This window comes from Saccharopolyspora flava, from assembly GCF_900116135.1.
Classification (GTDB): Bacteria; Actinomycetota; Actinomycetes; order Mycobacteriales; family Pseudonocardiaceae; genus Saccharopolyspora; species Saccharopolyspora flava.
This window is the reverse complement of the sequence record NZ_FOZX01000001.1, coordinates 1,011,667-1,032,853: the sequence shown is the minus strand read 5'-3', so window position 1 is coordinate 1,032,853 and position 21,187 is coordinate 1,011,667. Positions and strand designations below refer to the sequence as shown.

At 70.0% G+C, this 21,187-nt stretch carries 21 protein-coding genes; 14 read left to right on the top strand and 7 right to left on the bottom strand.

Features of this window, described 5'->3' with window-relative positions; translation table 11 throughout:
• Window positions 1-52: 52 nt before the first annotated feature.
• A complete protein-coding gene (gene yhjD / locus BM424_RS04720) occupies window positions 53-1,075 on the top strand; it encodes an inner membrane protein YhjD (protein ID WP_093413934.1) in 1,023 nt (340 codons plus the stop codon).
• Here the strand turns inward: yhjD and BM424_RS04715 are convergent.
• The gene (locus BM424_RS04715; protein WP_245775599.1) at window positions 1,072-2,364 is read right to left on the bottom strand and encodes a D-alanyl-D-alanine carboxypeptidase family protein; all 1,293 of its coding nucleotides are present in this window, start codon (window positions 2,362-2,364) and stop codon (window positions 1,072-1,074) included. The genes yhjD and BM424_RS04715 overlap by 4 nt on opposite strands.
• A gap of 93 nt (window positions 2,365-2,457) precedes the next feature.
• Between BM424_RS04715 and BM424_RS04710 the strand changes: the two genes are divergently transcribed.
• A complete protein-coding gene (locus BM424_RS04710) occupies window positions 2,458-2,685 on the top strand; it encodes an SCO4848 family membrane protein (RefSeq protein WP_093413932.1) in 228 nt (75 codons plus the stop codon).
• 68 nt (window positions 2,686-2,753) lie between these two features.
• On the opposite strand, the gene BM424_RS04705 is transcribed toward BM424_RS04710, so the two are convergent.
• The 4 genes from BM424_RS04705 to sdhC all read right to left on the bottom strand — a co-directional run bounded on the left by BM424_RS04705 (window position 2,754) and on the right by sdhC (window position 6,280).
• On the bottom strand, window positions 2,754-3,539 hold the full coding sequence (locus BM424_RS04705; RefSeq protein ID WP_093413930.1) for a succinate dehydrogenase iron-sulfur subunit: 786 nt from the start codon (window positions 3,537-3,539) through the stop codon (window positions 2,754-2,756).
• A complete protein-coding gene (sdhA, locus tag BM424_RS04700; RefSeq protein ID WP_093413928.1) occupies window positions 3,539-5,329 on the bottom strand; it encodes a succinate dehydrogenase flavoprotein subunit in 1,791 nt (596 codons plus the stop codon). The genes BM424_RS04705 and sdhA overlap by 1 nt, the downstream gene beginning before the upstream one ends.
• 90 nt (window positions 5,330-5,419) lie before the next feature.
• A complete protein-coding gene (locus BM424_RS04695) occupies window positions 5,420-5,839 on the bottom strand; it encodes a succinate dehydrogenase hydrophobic membrane anchor subunit (RefSeq protein WP_093413926.1) in 420 nt (139 codons plus the stop codon).
• 6 nt (window positions 5,840-5,845) lie between these two features.
• On the bottom strand, window positions 5,846-6,280 hold the full coding sequence (sdhC, locus tag BM424_RS04690) for a succinate dehydrogenase, cytochrome b556 subunit (protein ID WP_093413924.1): 435 nt from the start codon (window positions 6,278-6,280) through the stop codon (window positions 5,846-5,848).
• A 428-nt stretch (window positions 6,281-6,708) separates the two neighbouring features.
• On the opposite strand from sdhC, the gene BM424_RS04685 reads away from it, so the two are divergent.
• From BM424_RS04685 to BM424_RS04660, 6 genes are all read left to right on the top strand, one after another.
• Complete coding sequence (locus tag BM424_RS04685; protein WP_093413922.1) at window positions 6,709-7,878, top strand: BMP family lipoprotein; 1,170 nt, start codon at window positions 6,709-6,711, stop codon at window positions 7,876-7,878.
• A 240-nt stretch (window positions 7,879-8,118) separates the two neighbouring features.
• Window positions 8,119-9,666, top strand: coding sequence for an ABC transporter ATP-binding protein (locus BM424_RS04680; protein WP_093413920.1), 1,548 nt, complete (start codon window positions 8,119-8,121; stop codon window positions 9,664-9,666).
• Window positions 9,663-10,742: an ABC transporter permease gene (locus tag BM424_RS04675; RefSeq protein WP_093413918.1), complete on the top strand. Its 1,080-nt coding sequence runs from the start codon at window positions 9,663-9,665 to the stop codon at window positions 10,740-10,742. Before BM424_RS04680 ends, BM424_RS04675 begins: the two co-directional genes overlap by 4 nt.
• A complete protein-coding gene (locus BM424_RS04670; RefSeq protein ID WP_093413916.1) occupies window positions 10,739-11,995 on the top strand; it encodes an ABC transporter permease in 1,257 nt (418 codons plus the stop codon). Before BM424_RS04675 ends, BM424_RS04670 begins: the two co-directional genes overlap by 4 nt.
• Window positions 11,995-12,369, top strand: coding sequence for a cytidine deaminase (locus BM424_RS04665; RefSeq protein WP_093413914.1), 375 nt, complete (start codon window positions 11,995-11,997; stop codon window positions 12,367-12,369). Before BM424_RS04670 ends, BM424_RS04665 begins: the two co-directional genes overlap by 1 nt.
• Before the next feature lie 179 nt (window positions 12,370-12,548).
• Entirely contained in the window at window positions 12,549-13,832 is a 1,284-nt protein-coding gene (locus tag BM424_RS04660; RefSeq protein ID WP_093413913.1) for a thymidine phosphorylase, read from the top strand.
• Here the strand turns inward: BM424_RS04660 and BM424_RS04655 are convergent, their stop codons facing one another.
• Window positions 13,833-15,071 carry a coiled-coil domain-containing protein gene (locus tag BM424_RS04655; protein ID WP_093413912.1) on the bottom strand — a complete coding sequence of 413 codons (1,239 nt, stop codon included), beginning with the start codon at window positions 15,069-15,071 and terminating at the stop codon, window positions 13,833-13,835. It abuts the gene before it with no gap.
• Window positions 15,072-15,417: 346 nt separating this feature from the next.
• On the opposite strand from BM424_RS04655, the gene BM424_RS04650 reads away from it, so the two are divergent.
• The 3 genes from BM424_RS04650 to BM424_RS04640 all read left to right on the top strand — a co-directional run bounded on the left by BM424_RS04650 (window position 15,418) and on the right by BM424_RS04640 (window position 18,049).
• A complete protein-coding gene (locus BM424_RS04650) occupies window positions 15,418-16,506 on the top strand; it encodes an adenosine deaminase (protein ID WP_093413911.1) in 1,089 nt (362 codons plus the stop codon).
• Window positions 16,507-16,613: 107 nt separating this feature from the next.
• On the top strand, window positions 16,614-17,378 hold the full coding sequence (locus tag BM424_RS04645) for an IclR family transcriptional regulator (RefSeq protein ID WP_093413909.1): 765 nt from the start codon (window positions 16,614-16,616) through the stop codon (window positions 17,376-17,378).
• Window positions 17,379-17,473: 95 nt separating this feature from the next.
• Complete coding sequence (locus tag BM424_RS04640; protein ID WP_093413908.1) at window positions 17,474-18,049, top strand: RNA polymerase sigma factor; 576 nt, start codon at window positions 17,474-17,476, stop codon at window positions 18,047-18,049.
• Here BM424_RS04640 and BM424_RS04635 read toward each other — a convergent pair whose 3' ends face one another.
• Entirely contained in the window at window positions 18,050-19,276 is a 1,227-nt protein-coding gene (locus tag BM424_RS04635; RefSeq protein ID WP_093413907.1) for a primosomal protein, read from the bottom strand.
• A 268-nt stretch (window positions 19,277-19,544) separates the two neighbouring features.
• Between BM424_RS04635 and BM424_RS04630 the strand changes: the two genes are divergently transcribed.
• From BM424_RS04630 to BM424_RS04620, 3 genes are all read left to right on the top strand, one after another.
• Complete coding sequence (locus tag BM424_RS04630; protein WP_093413906.1) at window positions 19,545-20,126, top strand: SMI1/KNR4 family protein; 582 nt, start codon at window positions 19,545-19,547, stop codon at window positions 20,124-20,126.
• Window positions 20,127-20,209: 83 nt separating this feature from the next.
• A complete protein-coding gene (locus BM424_RS04625; RefSeq protein ID WP_093413904.1) occupies window positions 20,210-20,560 on the top strand; it encodes a PadR family transcriptional regulator in 351 nt (116 codons plus the stop codon).
• Window positions 20,557-21,177: an HAAS signaling domain-containing protein gene (locus BM424_RS04620; protein WP_093413903.1), complete on the top strand. Its 621-nt coding sequence runs from the start codon at window positions 20,557-20,559 to the stop codon at window positions 21,175-21,177. The genes BM424_RS04625 and BM424_RS04620 overlap by 4 nt, the downstream gene beginning before the upstream one ends.
• Window positions 21,178-21,187 lie beyond the last annotated feature (10 nt).

Genomic DNA, 21,187 nt, shown 5'->3' with positions numbered 1-21,187 from the left:
AGCCGGTAGCCTGCCACCGTTCGGGGGAACGCCGCGGGGTGGGAGGCGCACCATGACGGACCAACAGGAGCAGCCGGGCCGCCTGGCCCGGCTGCGCCGGCGGCACGAGTGGCTCGACCGGCTGATCCGGGCCGCCACCGGATACCAGAAGCAGTACGGCGACTACTACGCCGCCGCGATCACCTACTTCAGCGTGCTGGCCCTGGTGCCGCTGCTGATGATCGGGTTCGCCGCCGCCGGTTTCGTGCTCAGCGGCAACCCCGAGCTGCTGGCCGACCTCAAGCGGTCGATCACCACCGCCGTCCCGAGCCCGGCCATGAGCGAGATGCTCAACAAGGTCGTCGACCAGGCCATCGAGCAGGCCGGGGCGGTCGGCATCATCGGCCTGCTCACCGCCCTGTACTCCGGTCTGGGCTGGATGACGAACCTGCGCGAGGCGCTCACCGCCCAGTGGACCCAGGCCCCCACCGCGCAGCCGATGCTCAAGCGGATGGGCTCGGACCTGGTGTCGCTGATCGGCCTCGGGCTGGCGATGGCCCTGTCGTTCGGCATCAGCGCGCTCGGCGGCGGCGTCGGGCGGCTGCTGCTGCGCGCCGCCGGCTTCCAGCAGAGCGCCGTGGCCGACGTGTCGCTGCGGGTGCTGTCGATCCTGCTGTCGCTGCTGGCCGGGTGGCTGGTGTTCGTGTGGGTGCTGGCGCGCCTGCCGCGCAAGCCCGTGACGCTGCGCAGCGCCATCTGGGGCGCGCTGTTCGCCGCGGTGGGCTTCGAGATCCTCAAGCAGGTCGGCGTGATCTACCTGAACACCGTCACCAACTCGCCCGCCGGGACCGCGTTCGGCCCGATCCTGGGTCTGCTGGTGTTCGCCAACCTGATGTCGCGCTTCGTGCTGTTCGTGACCGCCTGGACCGCCTCGGCCCGGGAGAACCGCGAGGCCGGGCCGGTGCCCGTGCCGGGCCCGGCGATCATCCGCCCGACGGTCCGGGTCCACCGCCGCCCAGGCGCCCGCACCACCGCCGGTCTGCTCGGCGCGGGCGCCCTGGCGGGCTGGCTGCTGGGACGGCGCGGGAACTCCTAGGGGTGCTCGGCGGACTCCGCTGAGGCCTGACGCCGGGCCTGGGCCAGCTGGGCGCGGCGACGGCGCAGCAGCACCGCAGCGGCCACCGCCACCAGAGCCGCGGCGAGCAGCAGCAGCGGGCCGGTGATCGTGCCGAAGAACGACGAGTCGTGGACGCCGGCGCCGTTGGTCCCCGGCGGCGGCAGGTCGGCGCGGGCGGCCGGAGCCACCTGCTCCGGGGCGCGCGGCGAGGTCGTCACCAGCTCGCCCACCACGGCCCCCTTGGGCAGCGAGAAGCCGTAGTCCAGCAGCGCCATCGCCTGGTGCGACAACCGCACCGGGTGGTTCTCGCCGCGCATCATCACCGCCACCAGGCGGCGACCGTCGCGCTCGGCGGAGCCGATGAAGGTGTGCCGGGCGTCGTCGGTGAAGCCGGTCTTGCCGCCCAGGCCGCCCGGGTAGTTGCGCAGGACCTGGTTGTCGCTCCACAGCTCGTACGGCGGCTGCCCGGGAGCGCCGGGCAGCACCATCATCGGCGTGGCGATGGCCTGGGCGAACGCCGGTTCGCGCATCGCCACCCGGAAGATCGTCGCCAGGTCGTAGGCGGAGGTGCTCATCCCGGCACCGTCCAGTCCGGACGGTGTCGCGGCGCGGGTGTCCAGCGCGCCGATCTCGGCCGCCAGCGCGTTCATCTTCCGCAGCGCGACGTCGACGCCGCCCATCTTCATCGCCAGCGCGTGCGCGGCGTCGTTGCCCGAGCCCATCAGCATCGCCTGGAAGACCTGGCCGACCGTGTAGGTCATGCCCGGTTGCAGCCCGATCCGGGTGCCCTCCTGGTTGGCGTCCTCCTGGGTGGCGACCAGCGTGTCGTCGAGCTTGAGCTCGTGCAGCGCGGTCAGCGCGGTGAGCACCTTGATGGTGGAGGCGGGGCGCTGCCTGCCGTGCGGGTCCTTGGCGGCCAGGACCTCACCGGAGTCGAGGTCGGCCAGCACCCAGCCCGCGGCGGAGTTCGCGACGTCCGGCGGCGGGCCGGGCTGGTTCGGGTCGGTCTGCAGCGCGCAGCCGGCCATCTTCTCGCCGCCCACCGGTGTCTCGGGCACCGGCACCGGAGCCGGGGCGGGCTGCCCGGGCGCCGGGACCTCGGAGGTGTCGACCGGCGGCGGAGGCGCCTCGACCTGCGGGCATTCGGGCGCCTGCGCGGCGGCGGGCGCGGTGGTCAGCAGCGGGAGAGCGGCGAGCAGCGTGGCGAGAACCGGCCAAAAAGGTGATTTCGCACGGGGTTTCGCCGACGGGAGTGGACGCGGAGGCACACGGGAGAGGTTAACGGGTCCGGTCCATGAACGTCCGGCGTGCACTCGACCCGGGACCTCGGGTGAGCCCGGTAACAGCGGATACTCGGGGACGTGACGATTTCTCGCCGAGTTGCGCTGTTCTTGCTGGCCTTCGGGGTCTGGTCCTACCTGCTGTGGCCGACGTTCATGCGCAACATCTGGAACAGCGACCGCTCCTGGGCGCAGGGCAGCCCCACGGCCTACCTGATCGTGCACCTGGTCATCGCCGTGGTCTCGCTCGTCCTGGGCACCATCATCGGAGTCCTCGGCTGGCGCGCCTTCCGCGCGACCCGCTCCTGAACGAGGTCCCCTGAACGTGACAACGGCGCCCACCCCTGTGCGGGGTGGGCGCCGTTGAGTCGTGCCGGTCAGCGGCGGCGGAACATCAGCGCGCGCTTGACCTCCTGGATCGCCTTGGTGACCTGGATGCCACGCGGGCAGGCGTCCGTGCAGTTGAAGGTCGTGCGGCAGCGCCACACGCCGTCGACGTCGTTGAGGATGTCCAGGCGCTCCTCAGCGGCCTCGTCGCGGCTGTCGAAGATGAACCGGTGCGCGTTGACGATCGCGGCCGGGCCGAAGTAGTTGCCGTCCGACCAGTACACCGGGCACGACGTGGTGCACGCCGCGCACAGGATGCACTTGGTGGTGTCGTCGAAGCGCTCCCGCTCGGCCACCGACTGGATCCGCTCGCGGGTCGGCTCGTTGCCCTTGGTCTGCAGGTACGGCTGCACCGACCGGTAGGCCTCGAAGAACGGCTCCATGTCGACGACCAGGTCCTTCTCCAGCGGGAGGCCCTTGATCGGCTCGATGGTCAGCGTGGTCTCGCCGTCCTTGTTGAGCATGTCCTTCATGAGGACCTTGCAGGCGAGCCGGTTGACGCCGTTGATCCGCATCGCGTCCGAGCCGCACACGCCGTGGGCGCAGGAGCGGCGGAACGTGAGCGTGCCGTCGACGTACCACTTGATGTAGTGCAGCAGGTTGAGCACGCGGTCCGACGGCAGCGCCGGGATCCGGTACGACTCCCAGTGCGGCTCGGAGTCCTGCTCCGGGTTGTAGCGGAGCATCTTGACGGTGACCATCACCGCGTCGTCCGGGATCGGCGGGGCGTCTTCCGGGATCTGCGTGGGGTTCGATTCTGTGGTGGCGGCAGTCATCAGTACTTACGCTCCATCGGCTGGTACCGGGTGACGACGACCGGCTTGTAGTCCAGGCGGATGTCGGCCTGGAACCCGGTCAACCCGAGCGGCGCGTTCGGATCTTCGGACTCGGGCAGCACCTTGTACTGCATGCTGTGCCGCATGAAGTTGGTGTCGTCCCGGGAGGTGTAGTCCTCGCGCGCGTGACCGCCGCGGGACTCCTTGCGGGCCAGGGCCGCGTTGACCAGGGCTTCGGCCAGGTCGAGCAGGAAGCCCAGCTCGATGGCCTCCAGCAGGTCGGAGTTGTACCGCTTGCCCTTGTCGTGCACGGCGATCCGGCCGTAGCGCTCCTTGAGCGCCTGCACGTCCGACAGCGCCGTCTTCAGCGTCTCCTCGGTGCGGTACACCGAGGCGTTGGCGTCCATCGTGGCCTGCAGCTCGGTGCGGATGGTCGCGACCCGCTCGCCGCCGGTGTTGGTGCGCAGGTGGTCGACCATGCCCTCGACCAGCTTGGCCGGGTCCTCCGGCATGTCCACGAACTCGGCGCTGTGGGCGTACTCGGCGGCGGCGATGCCGGAGCGGCGGCCGAACACGTTGATGTCCAGCAGCGAGTTGGTGCCCAGGCGGTTGGAGCCGTGCACCGAGACGCAGGCGCACTCACCGGCGGCGTAGAGGCCGCGGACGACGTTCTCGTTGTCGCGCAGCACCTCGCCCTCGACGTTGGTCGGGATGCCGCCCATGGCGTAGTGCGCGGTCGGGTAGACCGGGACGGGCTCCTCGGTCGGTTCGACGCCCAGGTAGGTGCGGGAGAACTCCATGATGTCCGGGAGCTTGGACATCAGCAGGTCTTCACCGAGGTGGGTGACGTCGAGGAGCACGTAGTCCTTGTTCGGGCCCGCTCCGCGACCTTCCAGCACCTCCAGGGCCATCGACCGGGCGACGATGTCGCGCGGCGCGAGGTCCTTGATCGTCGGGGCGTAGCGCTCCATGAAGCGCTCGCCGTCGGCGTTGCGCAGGATGCCGCCCTCACCCCGGACGCCCTCGGTGATGAGGATGCCCAGGCCGGCCAGGCCGGTCGGGTGGAACTGGTAGAACTCCATGTCCTCCAGCGGCAGGCCCTTGCGGTAGATGATGCCCATGCCGTCACCGGTGAGGGTGTGGGCGTTGGACGTCGTCTTGAAGACCTTGCCGAAACCGCCGGTGGCGAACACGACGGACTTGGCGTGGAAGACGTGGATCTCGCCGGTGGCCAGCTCGTAGGCGATGGCGCCGGTGCAGACCTGCTCGCCGTTGGCGTCCTCGTTCATCATGACGTCGAGGACGTAGAACTCGTTGTAGAACTCCACGCCGTGCTTGACGCAGTTCTGGTACAGCGTCTGCAGGATCATGTGGCCGGTGCGGTCCGCGGCGTAGCAGGCCCGGCGGACCGGGGCCTTGCCGTGGTCGCGGGTGTGGCCGCCGAACCGGCGCTGGTCGATCTTGCCCTCGGGGGTCCGGTTGAACGGCAGCCCCATCTTCTCCAGGTCCAGGACCGCGTCGATGGCCTCCTTGGCCATGATCTCCGCGGCGTCCTGGTCGACCAGGTAGTCACCACCCTTGATCGTGTCGAAGGTGTGCCACTCCCAGTTGTCCTCTTCGACGTTGGCCAACGCCGCGCACATCCCGCCCTGGGCCGCACCGGTGTGCGAGCGGGTGGGGTACAGCTTGGTCAGCACCGCGGTCCTGGCGCGCTGGCCGGACTCGATCGCGGCGCGCATCCCGGCGCCACCGGCGCCGACGATGACCACGTCGTACTTGTGGAATTGCATGGTCGCCTCCTCGGGCTGTGGCGGGACCCGCTACCGGCAGCCGACATCTGCCACTGCGACCGGCCTCGCCACGCTGTGGTCTCTGCGGCGCTAGCCGATGTTCGGGTCGAAGGTGAAGATCACGAAGCTGCCCAGACCCACGGTCAGCAGTACGGAGACGTACAGCAGCATCTTCAGCCAGAAGCGCGTGCTGTCCTTCCGGGAGTAGTCGTTGATGACGGTACGAAGACCGTTGCCGCCGTGCAGGCCGGCCAGCCACAGCATCGTCAGGTCCCAGAACTGCCAGAACGGGGAGGCCCAGCGGCCCGCCACGAAGGCGAAGTTGATCTTGTGGACGCCGCCGTCCAGGAACAGCATGATCAGCAGGTGGCCCAGCACCAGGAACAGCAGGACCACACCGGACAGGCGCATGAACAACCAGGCGTAGAGCTCGAAGTTGTTGCGCCGGGCGGCGGACCGGCTCGGGGTGCGCGGCTTCTCCACGGCGAGAGGTGCGTCGGTGACGGACATTGGCGCTTAACCCCCGAAGATTTCCGTGACGGCGCGGGTGAGCATGCTGATCGCGGCCGGGATCATCAGGACGAGCCAGAGCCCGATGACGGTCCACAGCATCGGCTTCTGGTACTTCGTGCCCTTGGACCAGAAGTCGACCAGCATGACGCGGATGCCGTTGAACGCGTGGAAGAGCACTGCGGCCAGCAACCCGAGTTCGAACAGGATCATCACTGGGTGCTTGTAGGTCTCGATGACCGTGTCGTACGCGTTGGGCGACACCCGGACGAGGGCGGTGTCCAGGACGTGCACGAACAAGAAGAAGAAGGTGAGTACGCCCGTGATCCGGTGGGCGACCCACGACCACATGCCCAGATCGCCGCGGTAGAGACGTCCCTTGGCGCGCACGGTTTCGGCGCGCGTCGGTGCGTCGGCCGCGGAGGCGGTGGTGCTGGCCATGGTGGAAGGCCTCCAACCTCGCTGGTGGACTGACGGCCCCGCGTTCGGGAACAGGGGCGGCCGGCCCCGAGTTGCAGTTGGTCCCAAGCGATGTTGGGTGCACGCCCGTCACCGGCCACGAACTGGGGCCTTGACGAATGGGATGCTAGACCCGACTAATCGCCTCGGCCTACTCGCCTGAGCTGTCTGTGATCGACCAGACAAGCGGTGCGTACCGGTTAATCGAGTAAGAAATCATTTCGTGACACGTGAGCAATGCGCAAGCAGCAGCGTCAAGCCTTAATTTCGAGAGTCACGTCACCGGCTGACGTGCACCGTGTCCCGAGCGTGAGATTCACACGAAAGTGGATCTTCGTCCGGCGCCGCGCGTCCCGCTGATCCGGGGCCCGGCGCGGGGGCGCGGTGGCCTCGGACGAAAGGGGAACGGCATGCGGCGAACGCCGACTCGACGACGGCGCTCGGGTGCCGGAACGCGGCGCAGAGGTGTCGCGACGGTTGCGTTACTGCTCACCGGCGCGATGGCGCTCGCGGGCTGCGCGAAGGACACCGGCGGCGGGAGCGCCGACGGCGGGGAGAGCGGGCCGTGCGCGTTGAACCCGCCGCCCGCCGCGGCCGCGGCACCGACCAGCTCGACCACCCAGCAGCTGCCGCCGCCGAACGCGAGCGGAATGCGGGTCGGGGTGGCGTTCGACATCGGCGGGCGCGGTGACGCCTCGTTCAACGACGCCTCGGTCGCGGGCCTGGACCGGGCCAAGGCCGACATGGGCCTGGGCGAGACCAAGGAGCTCGACGCCGGGGCCGGTGAGCCCGAGGACGCCAAGCAGACCCGGCTGCGCCAGCTCGCCCGCGAGGGCTTCAACCCGGTCATCGCCGTCGGCTACGCCTACGCCGACGCGCTCAAGATCGTCGCGCCGGAGTTCCCCGGCACGAAGTTCGCCATCATCGACGAGCAGATCGACGGCGTGCCGAACGTGACCTCGCTGGTCTTCGCCGAGGAGCAGGGCTCCTTCCTGGCGGGCGTGGTGGCCGCGCACAAGTCGAAGAGCTGCCACGTCGGGTTCGTCGGCGGCGTGCAGACGCCGCTGATCCAGAAGTTCCAGGCCGGGTTCGAGGCGGGCGCCAAGGCCGCCGCGCCGGAGATCAAGATCGAGCAGGAGTACCTGACGCCGGCCGGTGACTTCAGCGGCTTCCAGGACCCGAACAAGGGCTCCGAGGTCGCCACCGGGCAGCTGGAGGCGGGCGCCGACGTGATCTACCACGCGGCCGGGGCCTCCGGTAAGGGCGTGTTCGGCGCGGTCGAGGGGGCCGGGGCGCAGGCCATCGGCGTCGACTCCGACCAGTACAACCAGCCGACCGTGGCCGAGTACAAGGACGTCATCATCAGCTCGATGCTCAAGCGCATCGACCTGGCCGTCTACGACTACATCGCCGCCGTCGCGCGCGACGACCTGAGCACGGTGCCGAAGAAGTTCGACGTCGCCATCGACGGCGTCACCTACTCCACCTCGGGCGGCAAGATCGACGACCTCAAACCCGTCCTCGACGCCTACAAGACGGCCATCGCGAACGGCCAGATCAAGGTCCCCGAACAACCCTGATCACCCACGCGGCACACGTCGGGTCGAAAACCGCGGTATTCGACCCGACAAAAACCGCAGGTTTTGACCGGTCGAATACCGCGGTTTTTGACCGGTCAAAAACCGCGGTATTCGTCCTCGGGGTGGTGAGCGCGGCGGGGTGGTGGCGTGTTCACGCCAACAGCGCCGGTCGCGCGGTGAAACCGTCCACTGTTGAGCGTCCCCCTGGTTCGCTGCCGGTGAGACCCGTCCAGGAGCGTCATGAACACCTCTGCCGAACCGGATTCCGGTGGCCCGCCCACCGGTGAGCCGCCCGCTGTCGAGTTGAGCGGGATCACCAAGACCTTCCCCGGCGTCGTGGCCAACTCCGACGTCAACCTCACCGTGCGGACGGGCGAGGTGCACGCGCTGTGCGGGGAGAACGGGGCCGGCAAGTCGACCCTGATGAAGATCCTCTACGGGATGCAGGCGCCGGACTCGGGAACGGTCCGGGTGCGCGGCGAGCAGGTCTCCTTCCGCACCCCGGCCGAGGCCATCGAGGCCGGCATCGGCATGGTCCACCAGCACTTCATGCTCGCCGACAACCTGACCGTGCTGGAGAACGTGGTGCTCGGCGCCGAGCGCGCCCACGGCATCGGGACGAAGGCGCGGCGCCGGATCCGGGAGCTGGCCGAGCAGGCCGGGTTCGAGGTGCGGCTGGACGTGCTGGTCGAGCGCCTCGGCGTGGCCGAGCGGCAGCGGGTGGAGATCCTCAAGGTCCTCTACCGGGGCGCGCGGATCATCATCCTCGACGAGCCGACCGCCGTGCTCGTCCCGCAGGAGGTCGACGAGCTGTTCGCGACCCTGCGCACCATGCGCGAGCGGGGCTTCACCTTCCTGTTCATCTCGCACAAGCTCGACGAGGTGCGCGCCATCGCCGACACCGTCACGGTGCTGCGGCGCGGCACCACCGTCGGCACCGTCGCCGCCTCCGAGGTCACCAGCCGCGCGCTCGCCGAGATGATGGTCGGCAGCGCCCTCCCGGTCCCCGAGCGCGGTCCGTCCACGGTGACCGATCGGGAAGTCCTCGCCGTGACGGGACTTTCGGCGTTCGACGACGACCGGCCGGTGCTGAGCGACGTCGAGCTGACCGTCCGGTCCGGCGAGGTCGTGGGCATCGCCGGGGTGGAGGGCAACGGCCAGACCGAGCTCGTCGAGGCCATCATGGGCATGCGGCCCGTCTCGGCCGGACAGGTCCGGCTCGCCGAACGCGACATCACCGCGCTCGGCACCCTCGCTCGCCGCGAAGCGGGCATCGGGTACGTGCCCGAGGACCGCCACCGGCAGGGCCTGCTGCTCGACGAATCGCTGTGGCAGAACAGGATTCTCGGCCACCAGACCCGCCGCCCGGTCTCGCGCGGGCGGCTGCTGGACCGGCAGGGCGCCCAGGACGACACCCGGCGCATCGTCGAGCGGTTCGACGTGCGCACCCCCGGCATCGGCGTGGACGCCGCCGCGCTGTCCGGCGGCAACCAGCAGAAGTTCATCGTCGGCCGCGAGCTCTCCGGCGACCCCCGGTTGCTCATCGCCGCCCACCCCACCCGGGGCGTGGACGTCGGCGCGCAGGCCGGCATCTGGGAGCACCTGCGCAGCGCCCGGGCCGAGGGGCTCGCGGTGCTGCTGATCTCGGCCGATCTCGACGAGCTGATCGGCCTGTCCGACACGATCCGGGTCATGTTCCGGGGCCGGCTCGTCGCCGAGGCCGATCCGCGATCGGTGACGCCCGAGCAGCTCGGCGCCGCCATGACCGGCACCCAGGAGGCGATGTGAACACCTGGCGGGCGCGGCTGCTGCCGCCGGCCCTGGCGATCGTCTTCTCCGCGGTGCTGTGCAGCGCGGTGCTGCTGATCTCCGGGGCCGATCCGATCGCGACGCTGCTGGAGATGGTCGCCCAGGTCGGCCGGGGCACGACCGCCGTGGACATCGTCAACACGGCGGGCGCCTACTACCTGGTGGCCATCGCCGCGGCGATCGGGTTCCAGATGAACCTGCTCAACATCGGCATCGAGGGCCAGTACCGGCTGGCGGCCTGCGTGGCCGCGATCGTGGCCGGTGCGGTGAGCCTGCCGTTCGGGCTGCACGCCGCGCTGGTGGTGGTCGTCGGCGCGGTCACCGGGGCCGCGTGGTGCGGGATCGCGGCCCTGCTGAAGGTCTACCGCGGGGTGTCCGAGGTGATCTCCACGATCATGCTCAACACCCTGTCCATCGGCCTGATCGCGTTCCTGGTGCGGGTCTTCGGCGAGATGCGCGGCAACAGCCAGGGCACCGCGATCATCCCGGCCAGCGGCCGGGTGCCCGGGCTGCCGCTGGGCGGCGCGGGCACCGTGTTCGGGCTGGTGGCGCTGGCCGTGCTGGTCGGGGTCGGGTACGCGCTGCTGATGGACCGCACCCGCTACGGCTTCGAACTGCGCGCCTCGGGCCTGTCGCCCACGGCGGCGCGCGCGGGCGGGGTGAACTCCCGGCGCATGATCCTCACCGCGATGCTGCTCTCCGGCGCCATCGCGGGACTGGCCGGGCTGCCGGAGATCCTGGGCCGCGACCACACCTTCACCATCAACTTCCCGACCGGCTACGGCTTCGCGGGACTGGCCATCGCGCTGCTGGGGCGGAACCACCCGCTGGGCGTGGCCTTCGGCGCGCTGCTGTGGTCGTTCCTGGACAAGAGCTCGCTGACGCTGGACAACATCGGCGTGCCGAAGGAGATCGTGACCATCCTGCAGGGAACCATCGTGCTGTCGGTCGTGGTCGCCTACGAGCTGGTGCGCCGCCGCGAGCTGGCCGCCGAGCAGCGGCGGGTGGGCGAGGCGCTGGAACCCGTCGCCGCGAGCGGAGGTGAGCGGGCGTGACCTCGGTGTTGGCAGGGAGGACCCCTTCCGCGGGTCAGGGCGGGAAGAAGCTGCCCGGCTGGGCGCGAGTGCTGCTGTGGGTCGCGGTCGGGTTCGTGGCGCTGGCGATCACCTCGTACCAGACCGGCGTGCCGCAGCTGACCGGATCGGGAACCGTGCAGGCCGCGGTGCGGCTGGGCATCCCGATCCTGCTGGCCGCGCTGGGCGGGCTGTGGGCCGAACGCGCGGGCGTGATCAACATCGGCCTCGAAGGCATGATGATCATGGGCACCTGGGGCGGCGCCTGGGCCGGGTACCAGTGGGGTCCGCTGGCCGGGCTGATCGCGGCGGCCGCGTTCGGCGCGCTGGGCGGGCTGCTGCACGCGATCGCCACGGTGTCCTTCGGCGTCAACCACATCGTCTCCGGCGTGGCGATCAACCTGCTCGGCGCCGGTGCCGCGAAGTACCTGTCCACGCTGGTCTTCGAGCCGATCTCGCAAAACCCCCGGCAGTCGCCGCCGGTGCCGAAGTTCGACACCTACTCGATGCAGCCGGTCTCGGGCTGGCTCCAGCAGCTCGAAGACCTGCAGCGGGTCGGGATTTCCGACGTCGCGGGCGTGCTCGGCGGCCTGGTCTCCGGCGTCTCGCCGCTGACGATGCTGGCCTACCTGCTGGTCCCGGTGAGCTACCTGGTGCTGTGGCGCTCGCCGTTCGGGCTGCGGCTGCGCTCCTGCGGGGAGAACCCGGTCGCCGCCGCGTCGCTGGGCGTGAACGTCTACCGGTACAAGTACGTCGCGGTGATCATCTCCGGTGCGCTGGCCGGGATCGGCGGGGCAGCGCTGATCCTCAACCCCGGTCAGGCCGGGTATCTCGAAGGCCAGACCAACAACCGGGGCTACATCGGCCTCGCCGCGATGATCTTCGGCAACTGGCGGCCCGGCGGGCTGCTCGGCGGCGCCGCGCTGTTCGGCTACTCCGACGGGTTGCAGCTGCGCAGCGGCGAGACCAGCGTGCACGCCCTGTTCTACGGGGCCACCCTGCTGCTGGTGGTGGTCGCCGCGCTCCAGCTGTGGCGGCGCAGGTTCACGGCCGCGGGGATCTCGCTGCTGGCGGCGGCGGTGATGTACTCGGTGTACTGGTTCACCGACCAGCTGCCCGAGGAGCTCACGGCCTACACGCCGCACCTGGTCACGCTGGTCGTGCTGGGCGTGGCCGCGCAGCAGCTGCGACCACCGGAGGCCAACGGGTTGCAGTACCGGAGGGGGATGGACTAGTGGACGTCGACTGGGAATCCTTGCGCGCCAAGGCGATCGAGGCCGCCGCGCTGGCCTACTGCCCGTACTCCGGGCTGCAGGTCGGCGCCGCCGCGCTCTGCGACGACGGCCGCGTCGTCACCGGCTGCAACGTCGAGAACGGCTCCTACGGCGTCACGCTGTGCGCCGAGTGCACGATGGCCGGCCAGCTCCACCTCACCGGCGGCGGACGCTTCGTCGCCGTCGCCTGCCGCAGCGGCACCGGCGACCTCCTCATGCCCTGCGGCCGCTGCCGCCAGATCCTCCAAGAACTAGGCGGCTCCACCTGCCTCGTCGACACCCCCGACGGCGTCCTCCCCATGCACCAAGTCCTCCCCAACGCCTTCGAACTCTGACCCACCCCAACCCCATCGAGCGACTCAAGACGAAAACTGCGGTATTCGACCCGTCGAAAACTGCGGTATTCGTCGGGTCGAAAACTCCGGTATTCGTCTTGAGTCGCCTGATCGGGGGTTTGTGGGGTGGGTTGGGGGTGGTGAGGGTGGAACCGTGGAGGGGTTGAGGAGGTGGTGCGGTGTTCTCCGCCGTGGACGTGATTCGGGTGAAGCGGGACGGGGGTCGGCTCAGCGATGAGGCGATCGACTGGGTCGTCGACGCCTACACCAGGGGTGAGGTGGCCGACGAGCAGATGTCGGCGCTGGCGATGGCTGTGCTGCTGCGGGGGATGACGCCCGCGGAGACGGCGCGGTGGACCGCGGCGATGGTGGCCTCCGGGGAGACGCTGGAGCTCGGCGAGCTGGGACGGCCCACCGTGGACAAGCACTCCACCGGCGGCGTCGGGGACAAGATCACCCTGCCGCTGACACCGCTGGTGGCGGCGTGCGGGGCCGCCGTTCCGCAGCTGTCCGGGCGCGGGCTGGGGCACACCGGCGGCACGCTGGACAAGCTCGAATCGATCCCCGGCTGGCGGGCGAGCCTGAGCGCCGGGGAGATCCGCGACCGGTTGCGCGAGGTCGGCGCGGTAATCTGCGCGGCGACCGAGGGCTTGGCGCCCGCGGACCGGAAGCTCTACGCGCTGCGCGACGTCACCGGGACCGTCGAGTCCGTGCCGCTGATCGCGAGCTCGATCATGAGCAAGAAGATCGCCGAAGGCGTCGAGTCGCTGGTGCTCGACGTCAAGTGCGGGTCCGGCGCGTTCATGAAAACCCCTGAGCAGGCCCGGGAACTGGCCACCGCGCTGGTCGACATCGGTGCCGCGCACGGACTTCGGCTCAGCGCGCTGATCACCGACATGTCGGTTCCGCTGGGCCGCGCCGTCGGCAACGCGCTGGAGGTCGCCGAGAGCGTCGAGGTGCTGCGGGGCGGCGGGCCGCCCGACGTCGTCGAGCTGACCGTCGCGCTCGCCCGCGCGATGCTGCGGCACGCCGGGGTGTCCGATGTGGACCCCGCCGACGCGCTCGCCGACGGCCGGGCGCACGAGGTGTGGCGCCGGATGATCACCGCCCAGGGCGGCGACCCCGACGCCGAGCTCCCGCGAGCCCGCCACGTCGAGACCGTCCCGGCGTCGGCCACCGGCACGCTCACCCGGCTCGACGCCTACGCCGTCGGCCTCGCCGCCTGGCGCCTCGGCGCGGGCAGAGCCCGCAAGGAGGACGCCGTCGACCACGGCGCCGGAGTGCTGTGCCTGGCCAAACCGGGCGATCGGGTCGTCGAGGGCCAACCGCTGCTGGAACTGCACACCGACCGGCCCGAGACCCTCGGCCGGGTCCGCGAAGAACTCGCCGCCGCATACGACATCAGCGGTGCCGACGCGAAGTCGACACCGCTGATCCTCGACGAGGTCACCGCGGACCGGTGATCAGGCGCTCTCGGCGGTGAAGTCCTCGTCGCCGCTCTCGATCGCCTTGTTCTCGCTGTTCTCCCGCTTGGCGCTCTTCGAGCGACCGCGCCGCTGCTGCCGGGGCAGCGTGGTGGGCGGCGGCGGGGTGGACTGCGGGCTGCCACCGAGGATGAGCTCGGCGAAGGTCGCCATCGCCTCGTCCAGCTGACCGGCGTGCCGCTGCTCGCTCTCCTCGTTGGCCTCGCGGACCAGCGCGTTGAGCTTGTCGGCGTCGGGACGCTGGGACAGCGTGCCGGACAGCTGCGAGAGGTTCTGCGACAGCGTGCCGCCCAGCTCGCCCAGGCCGGTCTTGACGCCCTCCTCGACGGTGTCCAGCCGGGAGTTGACGCCCTGCTCGACGGTGTCGATGCGCGTGTTGACGCCCTCCTCGACCTGCGACAGGCGACCGGAGACCTGGTCGAGCCGGTCGGTCAGCGCCTCGAGGCGCTGCGCCAGGTCGTTGAGCTTGTCGGTCGGGTCCACCGCCGGGCGCTCGGCGAGGTGGTCGAGCTTGCCGTCCAGCTGGTCGCGGGTGCCGGCGACCGCGTCGGCCAGCTCCTTCTGCGACGCCGCCAGCTCCTTCTGGGCCTCGCTGAGGTCCTTCTGAGTGGTGCCGGCCGAGTCGGTGACCGCGCGCTGCAGGGCTTCGCGGGTGCCGTCGATGTGCTCGTGCACGCCCTCGTCGATCTCGGCGAACCGGCCGCGCAGGCTGGTCTCCAGCGAGTCGATGCGGTCGCGGACCGGGTCGTTGACCGACGCCGGGAGCGCTTCCAGGCGCGTGTCCTGCTTGTCCAGGTGCGCGCTGAGCTCGTCGATCCGGTTGTGGATGTGGCCGAGCTTGTCCTCCAGGCCGTCCATCCGGCCGGACACGCCGTCCATCCGCCCCGCGACGCCGTCGAGGCGGCCGTCGAGCTGGGCGAAGGGCTTGGCGAGCTTGTCCACCACGGCCTCGACGGCGCCCTTGAGGTCGAGCAGCGCGCCGTCGTGCGCCTCGAGCTTGGCCAGGGCCTCGTCGAGTCGTTCGGCGAGCACGCTGACCTCGGTGCGGTCGGGCAGCTCGGACAGGCGCTTGCGCACGGAGCCCAGGGACTCCAGCGGGGAGAGCCGGGCGTGGATTTCGTCCAGTGCGTCGAAAATCTGCTGCTGTTCGCTTTCGCGGATCTCAGCCGCACGCGTGAGCATGTTGCGCATGCGGTCGAACGACATGTTCTCGGTCACGGCTAGGGGCGTCCTTCGTCGAGGGGGGGTGAGGACTAGAGAAGCCTAGCCACTCCATTCTCGTGCCCATAGCCGCCCCCCGTTACATTCCGCGACATTGATCCGCCAATTGGGTCTGATCGGTCCTGCTCCGTTGAGCCGAACGCATCAGCGGTCCTGAACCGGATGCAGCAAGAATGGTGATTGCCTCCATACGGGTGAGTTTTTTCGCGGGCCATGTTGGGCCAATTGGTAGTGAACCCCGATCGGCGCAGCGGTGGATCACCGCTGAACAGCCGCGAAGCCCCAGGGTGATCAGGTGGTGGCACTCTGTGAGGCGCCGAGGGCGGGCGGGTAACGTAGTCGCATGTCGACACCGGTGAACCTGGAAAACATCCGGCAGGCGCCGAAGGTGCTGCTGCACGACCACCTCGACGGCGGGCTGCGACCGCAGACCGTCCTCGACCTCGCCCGCGAGAGCGGGTACTCCGAGTTGCCCCACGACAACGCCGATGACCTCGCGCGATGGTTCGTGACCGCCGCCGACTCGGGATCTCTGGAGCGCTACCTGGAGACCTTCGCGCACACCGTGGGGGTCATGCAGACCGCCGACGCGCTGTCCCGCGTCGCGGCCGAGGCCGCCGAGGACCTGGCCGCCGACGGCGTCGTCTACGCCGAGGTGCGGTACGCGCCCGAGCTGTTCCAGGAGCAGGGGCTGACCCTGGACGAGATCGTGCAGGCGGTGCAGGACGGTTTCCGCGAGGGAGAACGCCGCGCGGCGGCCGCGGGCAAGCGAATCCGAATCGGCACGTTGCTGTGCGCGATGCGGCAGAACGCGCGATCCACCGAAATCGCCAACCTCGCGGTTCGCTATCGGGACGCGCAGGTCGTCGGCTTCGACATCGCGGGTCCGGAAGCGGGATTTCCGCCCACCCGCAACCTCGACGCCTTCGAATACCTGCGGCAGCAGAACGCGCATTTCACGATTCACGCAGGTGAGGCATTCGGATTGCCCTCGATCTGGGAGGCGATCCAGCACTGCGGCGCCGAACGCCTCGGGCACGGCGTGCGGATCGTCGACGACATCAAGGTCGACGACGACGGCACCGTGCACCTGGGCAGGCTGGCGTCCTACGTGCGGGACCGCCGCATCCCGCTGGAGATGTGCCCGTCGTCGAACCTGCAGACCGGTGCGGTGGCCGCGCTCGCCGATCACCCCATCGGGCTGCTGACGCGGATGCGGTTCCGGGTCACCGTCAACACCGACAACCGCTTGATGAGCCACTGCTCGATGTCCAGCGAGTTCGCCGCGCTGCACGAGACGTTCGGGTACGGCTGGGAGGAGTTCCAGTGGTTCACGGTGAACGCGATGAAGTCGTCGTTCCTCGGCTTCGACGAGCGGCTGGCGATCATCAACGAGCAGATCAAACCCGGATATTCGGACATGTTGGTATGACTCGGGCGGTGCGCGGCAAGTAAGCTGCGGGGTCTCCGGCGTCGCCGCGCGGTGCCGCCGGAGCACTCCCCGCAGGTACGAGCCGCTGCACGGTCCTGGAGGCGCAGGTGAACAGAGGCAGCGAACCCACGTTGATCGCATCGGTCCAGCGGGCACTTCGGCTGCTGGAGGTGGTCGGGCAGCACCCGGGCGGGATCACGGCGAAATGCCTGGCCCGCAACACCGGTTTAGCCCTGCCCACGACGTACCACCTCCTGCGCACCCTCGTGCACGAGGGCTACCTGGCCAAGCTCGACGACGGCGCGTTCATCGTCGGCGAGCAGGTCGCGGGCCTGCACGACGCGGCGCAGGCGCAGCAGCTGCGCAGCACGATCCGCAGCACCATGATCGAGCTGCGGGAGGACCTCAACGCGGCCATCTACCTGGCCCGCTACGACGACGGCGAGGTCGTGGTCGACGAGATCGTCGACAGCCCCCGCACACCCCGCGTGGACGCCTGGGTCGACTTCCGCCACGCCGCGCACGCCACCGCCGTCGGCAAGTGCCTGCTGGCGGGCCTGAGCAAGGACGAGCGCACCGACCACTTCCGCCGCCACCCGCCGGAGGACCTCACCCCGCGCACCATCACCGGTCTGCGCGAGCTGGTGGAGCGCCCGGCCCCGGCGCTGGTCGTCGACACCGAGGAGTACTCGCTGGGCACGGCGTGCATGGCGGCGCCGGTCCGGATCGCGGATCTGCCGGTCACGCTGGCCATCTCGTTCCCGGTGCGCAAGCTCGCCACCACCCGCGACTACGTCCGCCCGCTGCGCGCGGCGGCCGACCGGATCTCCCGGTCGCTGGCGGTGGCGGGGGACTACCCGAGCCGGAATTGAGCGCTTCCGGGATCACCATCTGAAAAGCCGCGCCTTGTCCGCCTCTCCGGCGCGGCGGGAGACTTGTCGGAAGTCAGCCAGTGAGGGGTATTGCGATGCCAGCCGGCGACGACCGGAAGTTGTTGCGCAACGTCCGTTCCGGGTCGATGGTCGCGTTCGCGGAGCTCTACGCCCGGCACCAGGCCGCGGCGCACACGATGGCGGTGCAGGTCGCGGCGGTTCCCGCCGATGCGGAAGACCTGGTCTCCGAGGCGTTCACCAAGATCCTCGACGTGCTGCGCCGGGGTGGTGGCCCGGAGCAGGCGTTCCGCGCCTACCTGCTGACCACGATCCGCAACCTCGCCGCGGCCAACGCCGCCAAGTCCCGCCGCACGCTGCTGGCCGCGGACCTCGACGACTACTGCGAGCCGCAGGAACCGGTGTGCACCGACCCGATCGCCGAGGAGCGGGAGCGCGCCCGGGTGTGCGAGGCGTTCTCCCGGTTGCCGCAGCGGTGGCGGCAGGTCCTGTGGTCGGTGGAGGTGGAGCACCAGACGCCGTCGGACCTGGGCCGCCGCTACAACATCAGCCGCAACAGCGCGGCGGCCCTGGTCTACCGGGCCCGCAAGGGGCTCCGGCAGTCCTACCACCAGGCCGGGCCGGCCTCGGCGATGCTCACCGAGGCCGCCTGATCAGTGCGTCCGGAATCGGGCCTCCAGGTCCGCGACCAGCTTCCGCCACACCTCGACCTCGTCGTCGAACGGCGCGCTCGGCGGCATCCGGTTCGGGTTCGGGCGCAGCACGAACGAGACCAGCCAGCCCAGCCGCTCGGAGGACTGCAGCGCCTTGTCGGCGGTGTCGTCACCGGCCCAGGCGGCCGCGTCCAGCAGCAGTTCCTCGGCGAGGTCGAGCTGCGTCGGGTCCACTTCGGACGGACCGGCGAGCAGGTCGGTGTCGAGGCCGTTGAGCACGTAGGTGTTGTCCGACTCGACCTGGACGTCGAGCTCGCCGCCGGTGGCGGCGTCGCGCAGCTGCTGCCAGGTGGCGACCCGGGCCATGTCGGTGTCCTCGACGGCCTCGTCGTCGGTGAGGAAGCGGGCCAGGGCGCGCGGCGATCCGAACACGTCGATCTTGCCGTCGTGGCCGAGGAAGACCGGGTCGTCGCCGAGGTAGCAGCGCAGCGTGTAGTACTCGGCGTCGCTGGTGATGATGTGGATCGGGTCGATGCCGATCTCGCCCCAGAAGCCGAGTTCGACCTCCTCGATCTCGTCCACGTCGGACGGCGTGGCCGCGGCGGTCTCCTCGTCGGCGTCGGTCTCCAGCGCTTCGGCGAGCTCGGTCTCGGCGGTGGCGACCGCGTCCGCGGGCACCTCGGGGGTGCTCACCACGGCGTCGATGGCGTCGAGGACCTCGTCCCAGCGCTCCACGACGACCTTGCACACCTCGTTCCAGCGCTTCTGCCCGTCGCGGCCGTTGAAGGCCAGCATGCCCTGGTTGAGCAGCGAGAAACCGTCGGCGGCGTCGAGGACCTCGGTGACGGCGTCGAGCTCGCACACCTCGGCCAGCGACCGGGCGATCTCGACGATGTCGGCGAGCTCGGCGACGGTCCAGGTGTCCAGCGGCTCGGCCACCAGCTCCGGCACGCCGACGAGGTCGAACTGGTGGTCCTCGTCGGGGCTGAGCTCCACGGCCGACAGCGCGGGTACCACGTGCCAGGCGGGGTGGTCGTCGAGGTCGTGCTCGCGCGCGGTTCTGACGAACGCGGCCAGCCGCGCGGGATCGGGGAATCCGTAGAGGTCATCTCCGTATCCGAGGAACGCTTCCCATTCCTCGCCATCTTCGCGCCAGTGCGGTGCCCACAGGGTGACGACGTCGCCCTGCGGCAGCCCGAGCTCGATGGGGACGATGTCCTGCGCCATCTCTCTACCTCCGGTCACCGGAACCAGACCCCGCGGGAGCCTACGGGTTGGCCTTGGGCCGCTAGTGCCCTGGTCCGGTGTCACCGTAGCTGGTTCGATCATTGCAACGGTCAACGGAACAGTTCGTAACGATGGTCTGTCGCTTCTGCGGCGTCGGAGGAACGCGGTTCCGCTGTTCGGCCCAGTCGTTCGTCGCGGGGCTCACCGTTCGTCGCCGGGTCCCCTTTGGCGGTACCGCCGGGGCTCCCGCAGCGAGACCATGATCAGAATGAATGTCACGGAGCTGTGGAGTCAGATCGCGCACTGGCTCGGGCGTCATGCGCCGGTCACCGCAGCCGCCCTGCGTCCGCCCGTCCGGGAACCGGACTTCGCCGAGCTGGAGGCCGAGTTCTCCGTGGAGCTCCCCGGCGAGCTGCGCGCGCTGTGGCTCAGCTGCGGTGGCACCGAGGGCGATGTGCTCGCCGACGTCCTGCCGCCGTTCTACACGCCCTACGGGGCGGAGCAGGCGCTGGCGTCGTGGCGCGATCACCGCAAGAACTGGACGGCGCAGTGGGAGCGGCCGGCCTGCGACTACTACGCGGGCTCGCCGGGATCGAGCTTCCACCCGTCGTGGATCCCGATCGCCGGCGACGGGTTCGCCGACGAGCTGGTGGTGGACCTGAGACCGGGTCCGCTGCACGGCTGCGTGCTGGAGTGGGAGCAGGAGCACGCCCAGGTGCTGCGGCCCGAGTGGCAGGGCATCGCGGCGATGCTCACCGACGTCCACAGAGCCCTGATCAACGGCGTCCCGGCCGGCCACAGCTATCCGACGGTGACGGAAGACGGTCGCTTGGACTGGCAGATCCGCTGATCAGATCCCCATCGGAGATCCGGTGGGGATTTTTCCTGACCCACTAGTTGGCGTCACACACTAGTCGGTGTTACGTTCTAGTCATGGCGGAACGGACGACGACCAGGCAGACGCAGTGGCTCCGCGGGGTGCTCGACCTCGCCGTGCTCGCGCTGCTGGCCGAAAGCGGGGAGGGCTACGGCTACACGCTGCTGCAGCGGCTGGCCGAGGCCGGACTTCCCGACATGAAGGCCGGAACGCTGTACCCGCTGCTCAACCGGCTGGCCGCCGACGGCCTGCTGGCCACCGAGTGGCGGGCTGGGGAAGGCGGCCCGGGGCGGAAGTTCTTCACGCTCACCGATCAGGGCCGCGACGTGCTGGCCGAGATGGGACCGAAGTGGATCGAGTTCGCCCAGAACTCGATCATCGTTGTCGAACGAGGGATGAAGGCATGATGATGCTGGACGACAAGTACCGCGATGACCTGCACAGGGCGCTGCGCTTCCACGAGATATCCGGCGACCGCATCGGCGAGGTGCTCGCCGAGGTCGAGGCGCACGTCGTCGAGACCGGGGACGACCCGGTGGAGGCGTTCGGCAAACCGCGCGAGTACGCCCGGCAGGTCGCCGCGCAGCTCGACCCCGCGACCGGCAAGCGCTCGACCAGCGGAGTCATCCTCTCCTTCGTCCTCGCGGGGGTCCTGGCGCTGTTCGGCCAGCGGTTCTGGAGCGACGGGCTGTCGAGTGACCCGGCCCCGGTGCACTACACGATGCGCGACGTCGTGTCCCAGCCGCTGATGCTGGTGGCGATCATCGCCTTCGCGGTGCTGCTCTTCTACGCGCGCACCGCGTTCAGCCACCGCAAGATCTACGGCATCGCAGCCGTCGTCGTGGCGGTCGTGGGACTGGCCGCGCAGTTCCCGGCCCGCTCGTACCTCGACGATGAAACGCCGGTCATCACCGCGCCGAGCTGGCTGATCCTCACCCTCGGCGCCGTGTTCCTGGCCGCCATGTTCGGGATGCTCATCCACTCCATCCGCCGGGGCCGCGTCCGCTACCCCGAGAAGAAGTGACGTTCCCCCC

Bases quoted from the DNA above. Each gene is read 5' to 3' on its own strand.
- BM424_RS04625 (WP_093413904.1), top strand. From the start codon at position 20,210: ATGGCGGAACGGACGACGACCAGGCAGACGCAGTGGCTCCGCGGGGTG.
- sdhA (WP_093413928.1), bottom strand. From the start codon at position 5,329: ATGCAATTCCACAAGTACGACGTGGTCATCGTCGGCGCCGGTGGCGCC.
- BM424_RS04640 (WP_093413908.1), top strand. From the start codon at position 17,474: ATGCCAGCCGGCGACGACCGGAAGTTGTTGCGCAACGTCCGTTCCGGG.
- yhjD (WP_093413934.1), top strand. From the start codon at position 53: ATGACGGACCAACAGGAGCAGCCGGGCCGCCTGGCCCGGCTGCGCCGG.
- BM424_RS04635 (WP_093413907.1), bottom strand. From the start codon at position 19,276: ATGGCGCAGGACATCGTCCCCATCGAGCTCGGGCTGCCGCAGGGCGAC.
- BM424_RS04650 (WP_093413911.1), top strand. From the start codon at position 15,418: ATGTCGACACCGGTGAACCTGGAAAACATCCGGCAGGCGCCGAAGGTG.
- BM424_RS04685 (WP_093413922.1), top strand. From the start codon at position 6,709: ATGCGGCGAACGCCGACTCGACGACGGCGCTCGGGTGCCGGAACGCGG.
- BM424_RS04695 (WP_093413926.1), bottom strand. From the start codon at position 5,839: ATGTCCGTCACCGACGCACCTCTCGCCGTGGAGAAGCCGCGCACCCCG.
- BM424_RS04630 (WP_093413906.1), top strand. From the start codon at position 19,545: ATGAATGTCACGGAGCTGTGGAGTCAGATCGCGCACTGGCTCGGGCGT.
- BM424_RS04620 (WP_093413903.1), top strand. From the start codon at position 20,557: ATGATGATGCTGGACGACAAGTACCGCGATGACCTGCACAGGGCGCTG.
- BM424_RS04705 (WP_093413930.1), bottom strand. From the start codon at position 3,539: ATGACTGCCGCCACCACAGAATCGAACCCCACGCAGATCCCGGAAGAC.
- BM424_RS04680 (WP_093413920.1), top strand. From the start codon at position 8,119: ATGAACACCTCTGCCGAACCGGATTCCGGTGGCCCGCCCACCGGTGAG.
- sdhC (WP_093413924.1), bottom strand. From the start codon at position 6,280: ATGGCCAGCACCACCGCCTCCGCGGCCGACGCACCGACGCGCGCCGAA.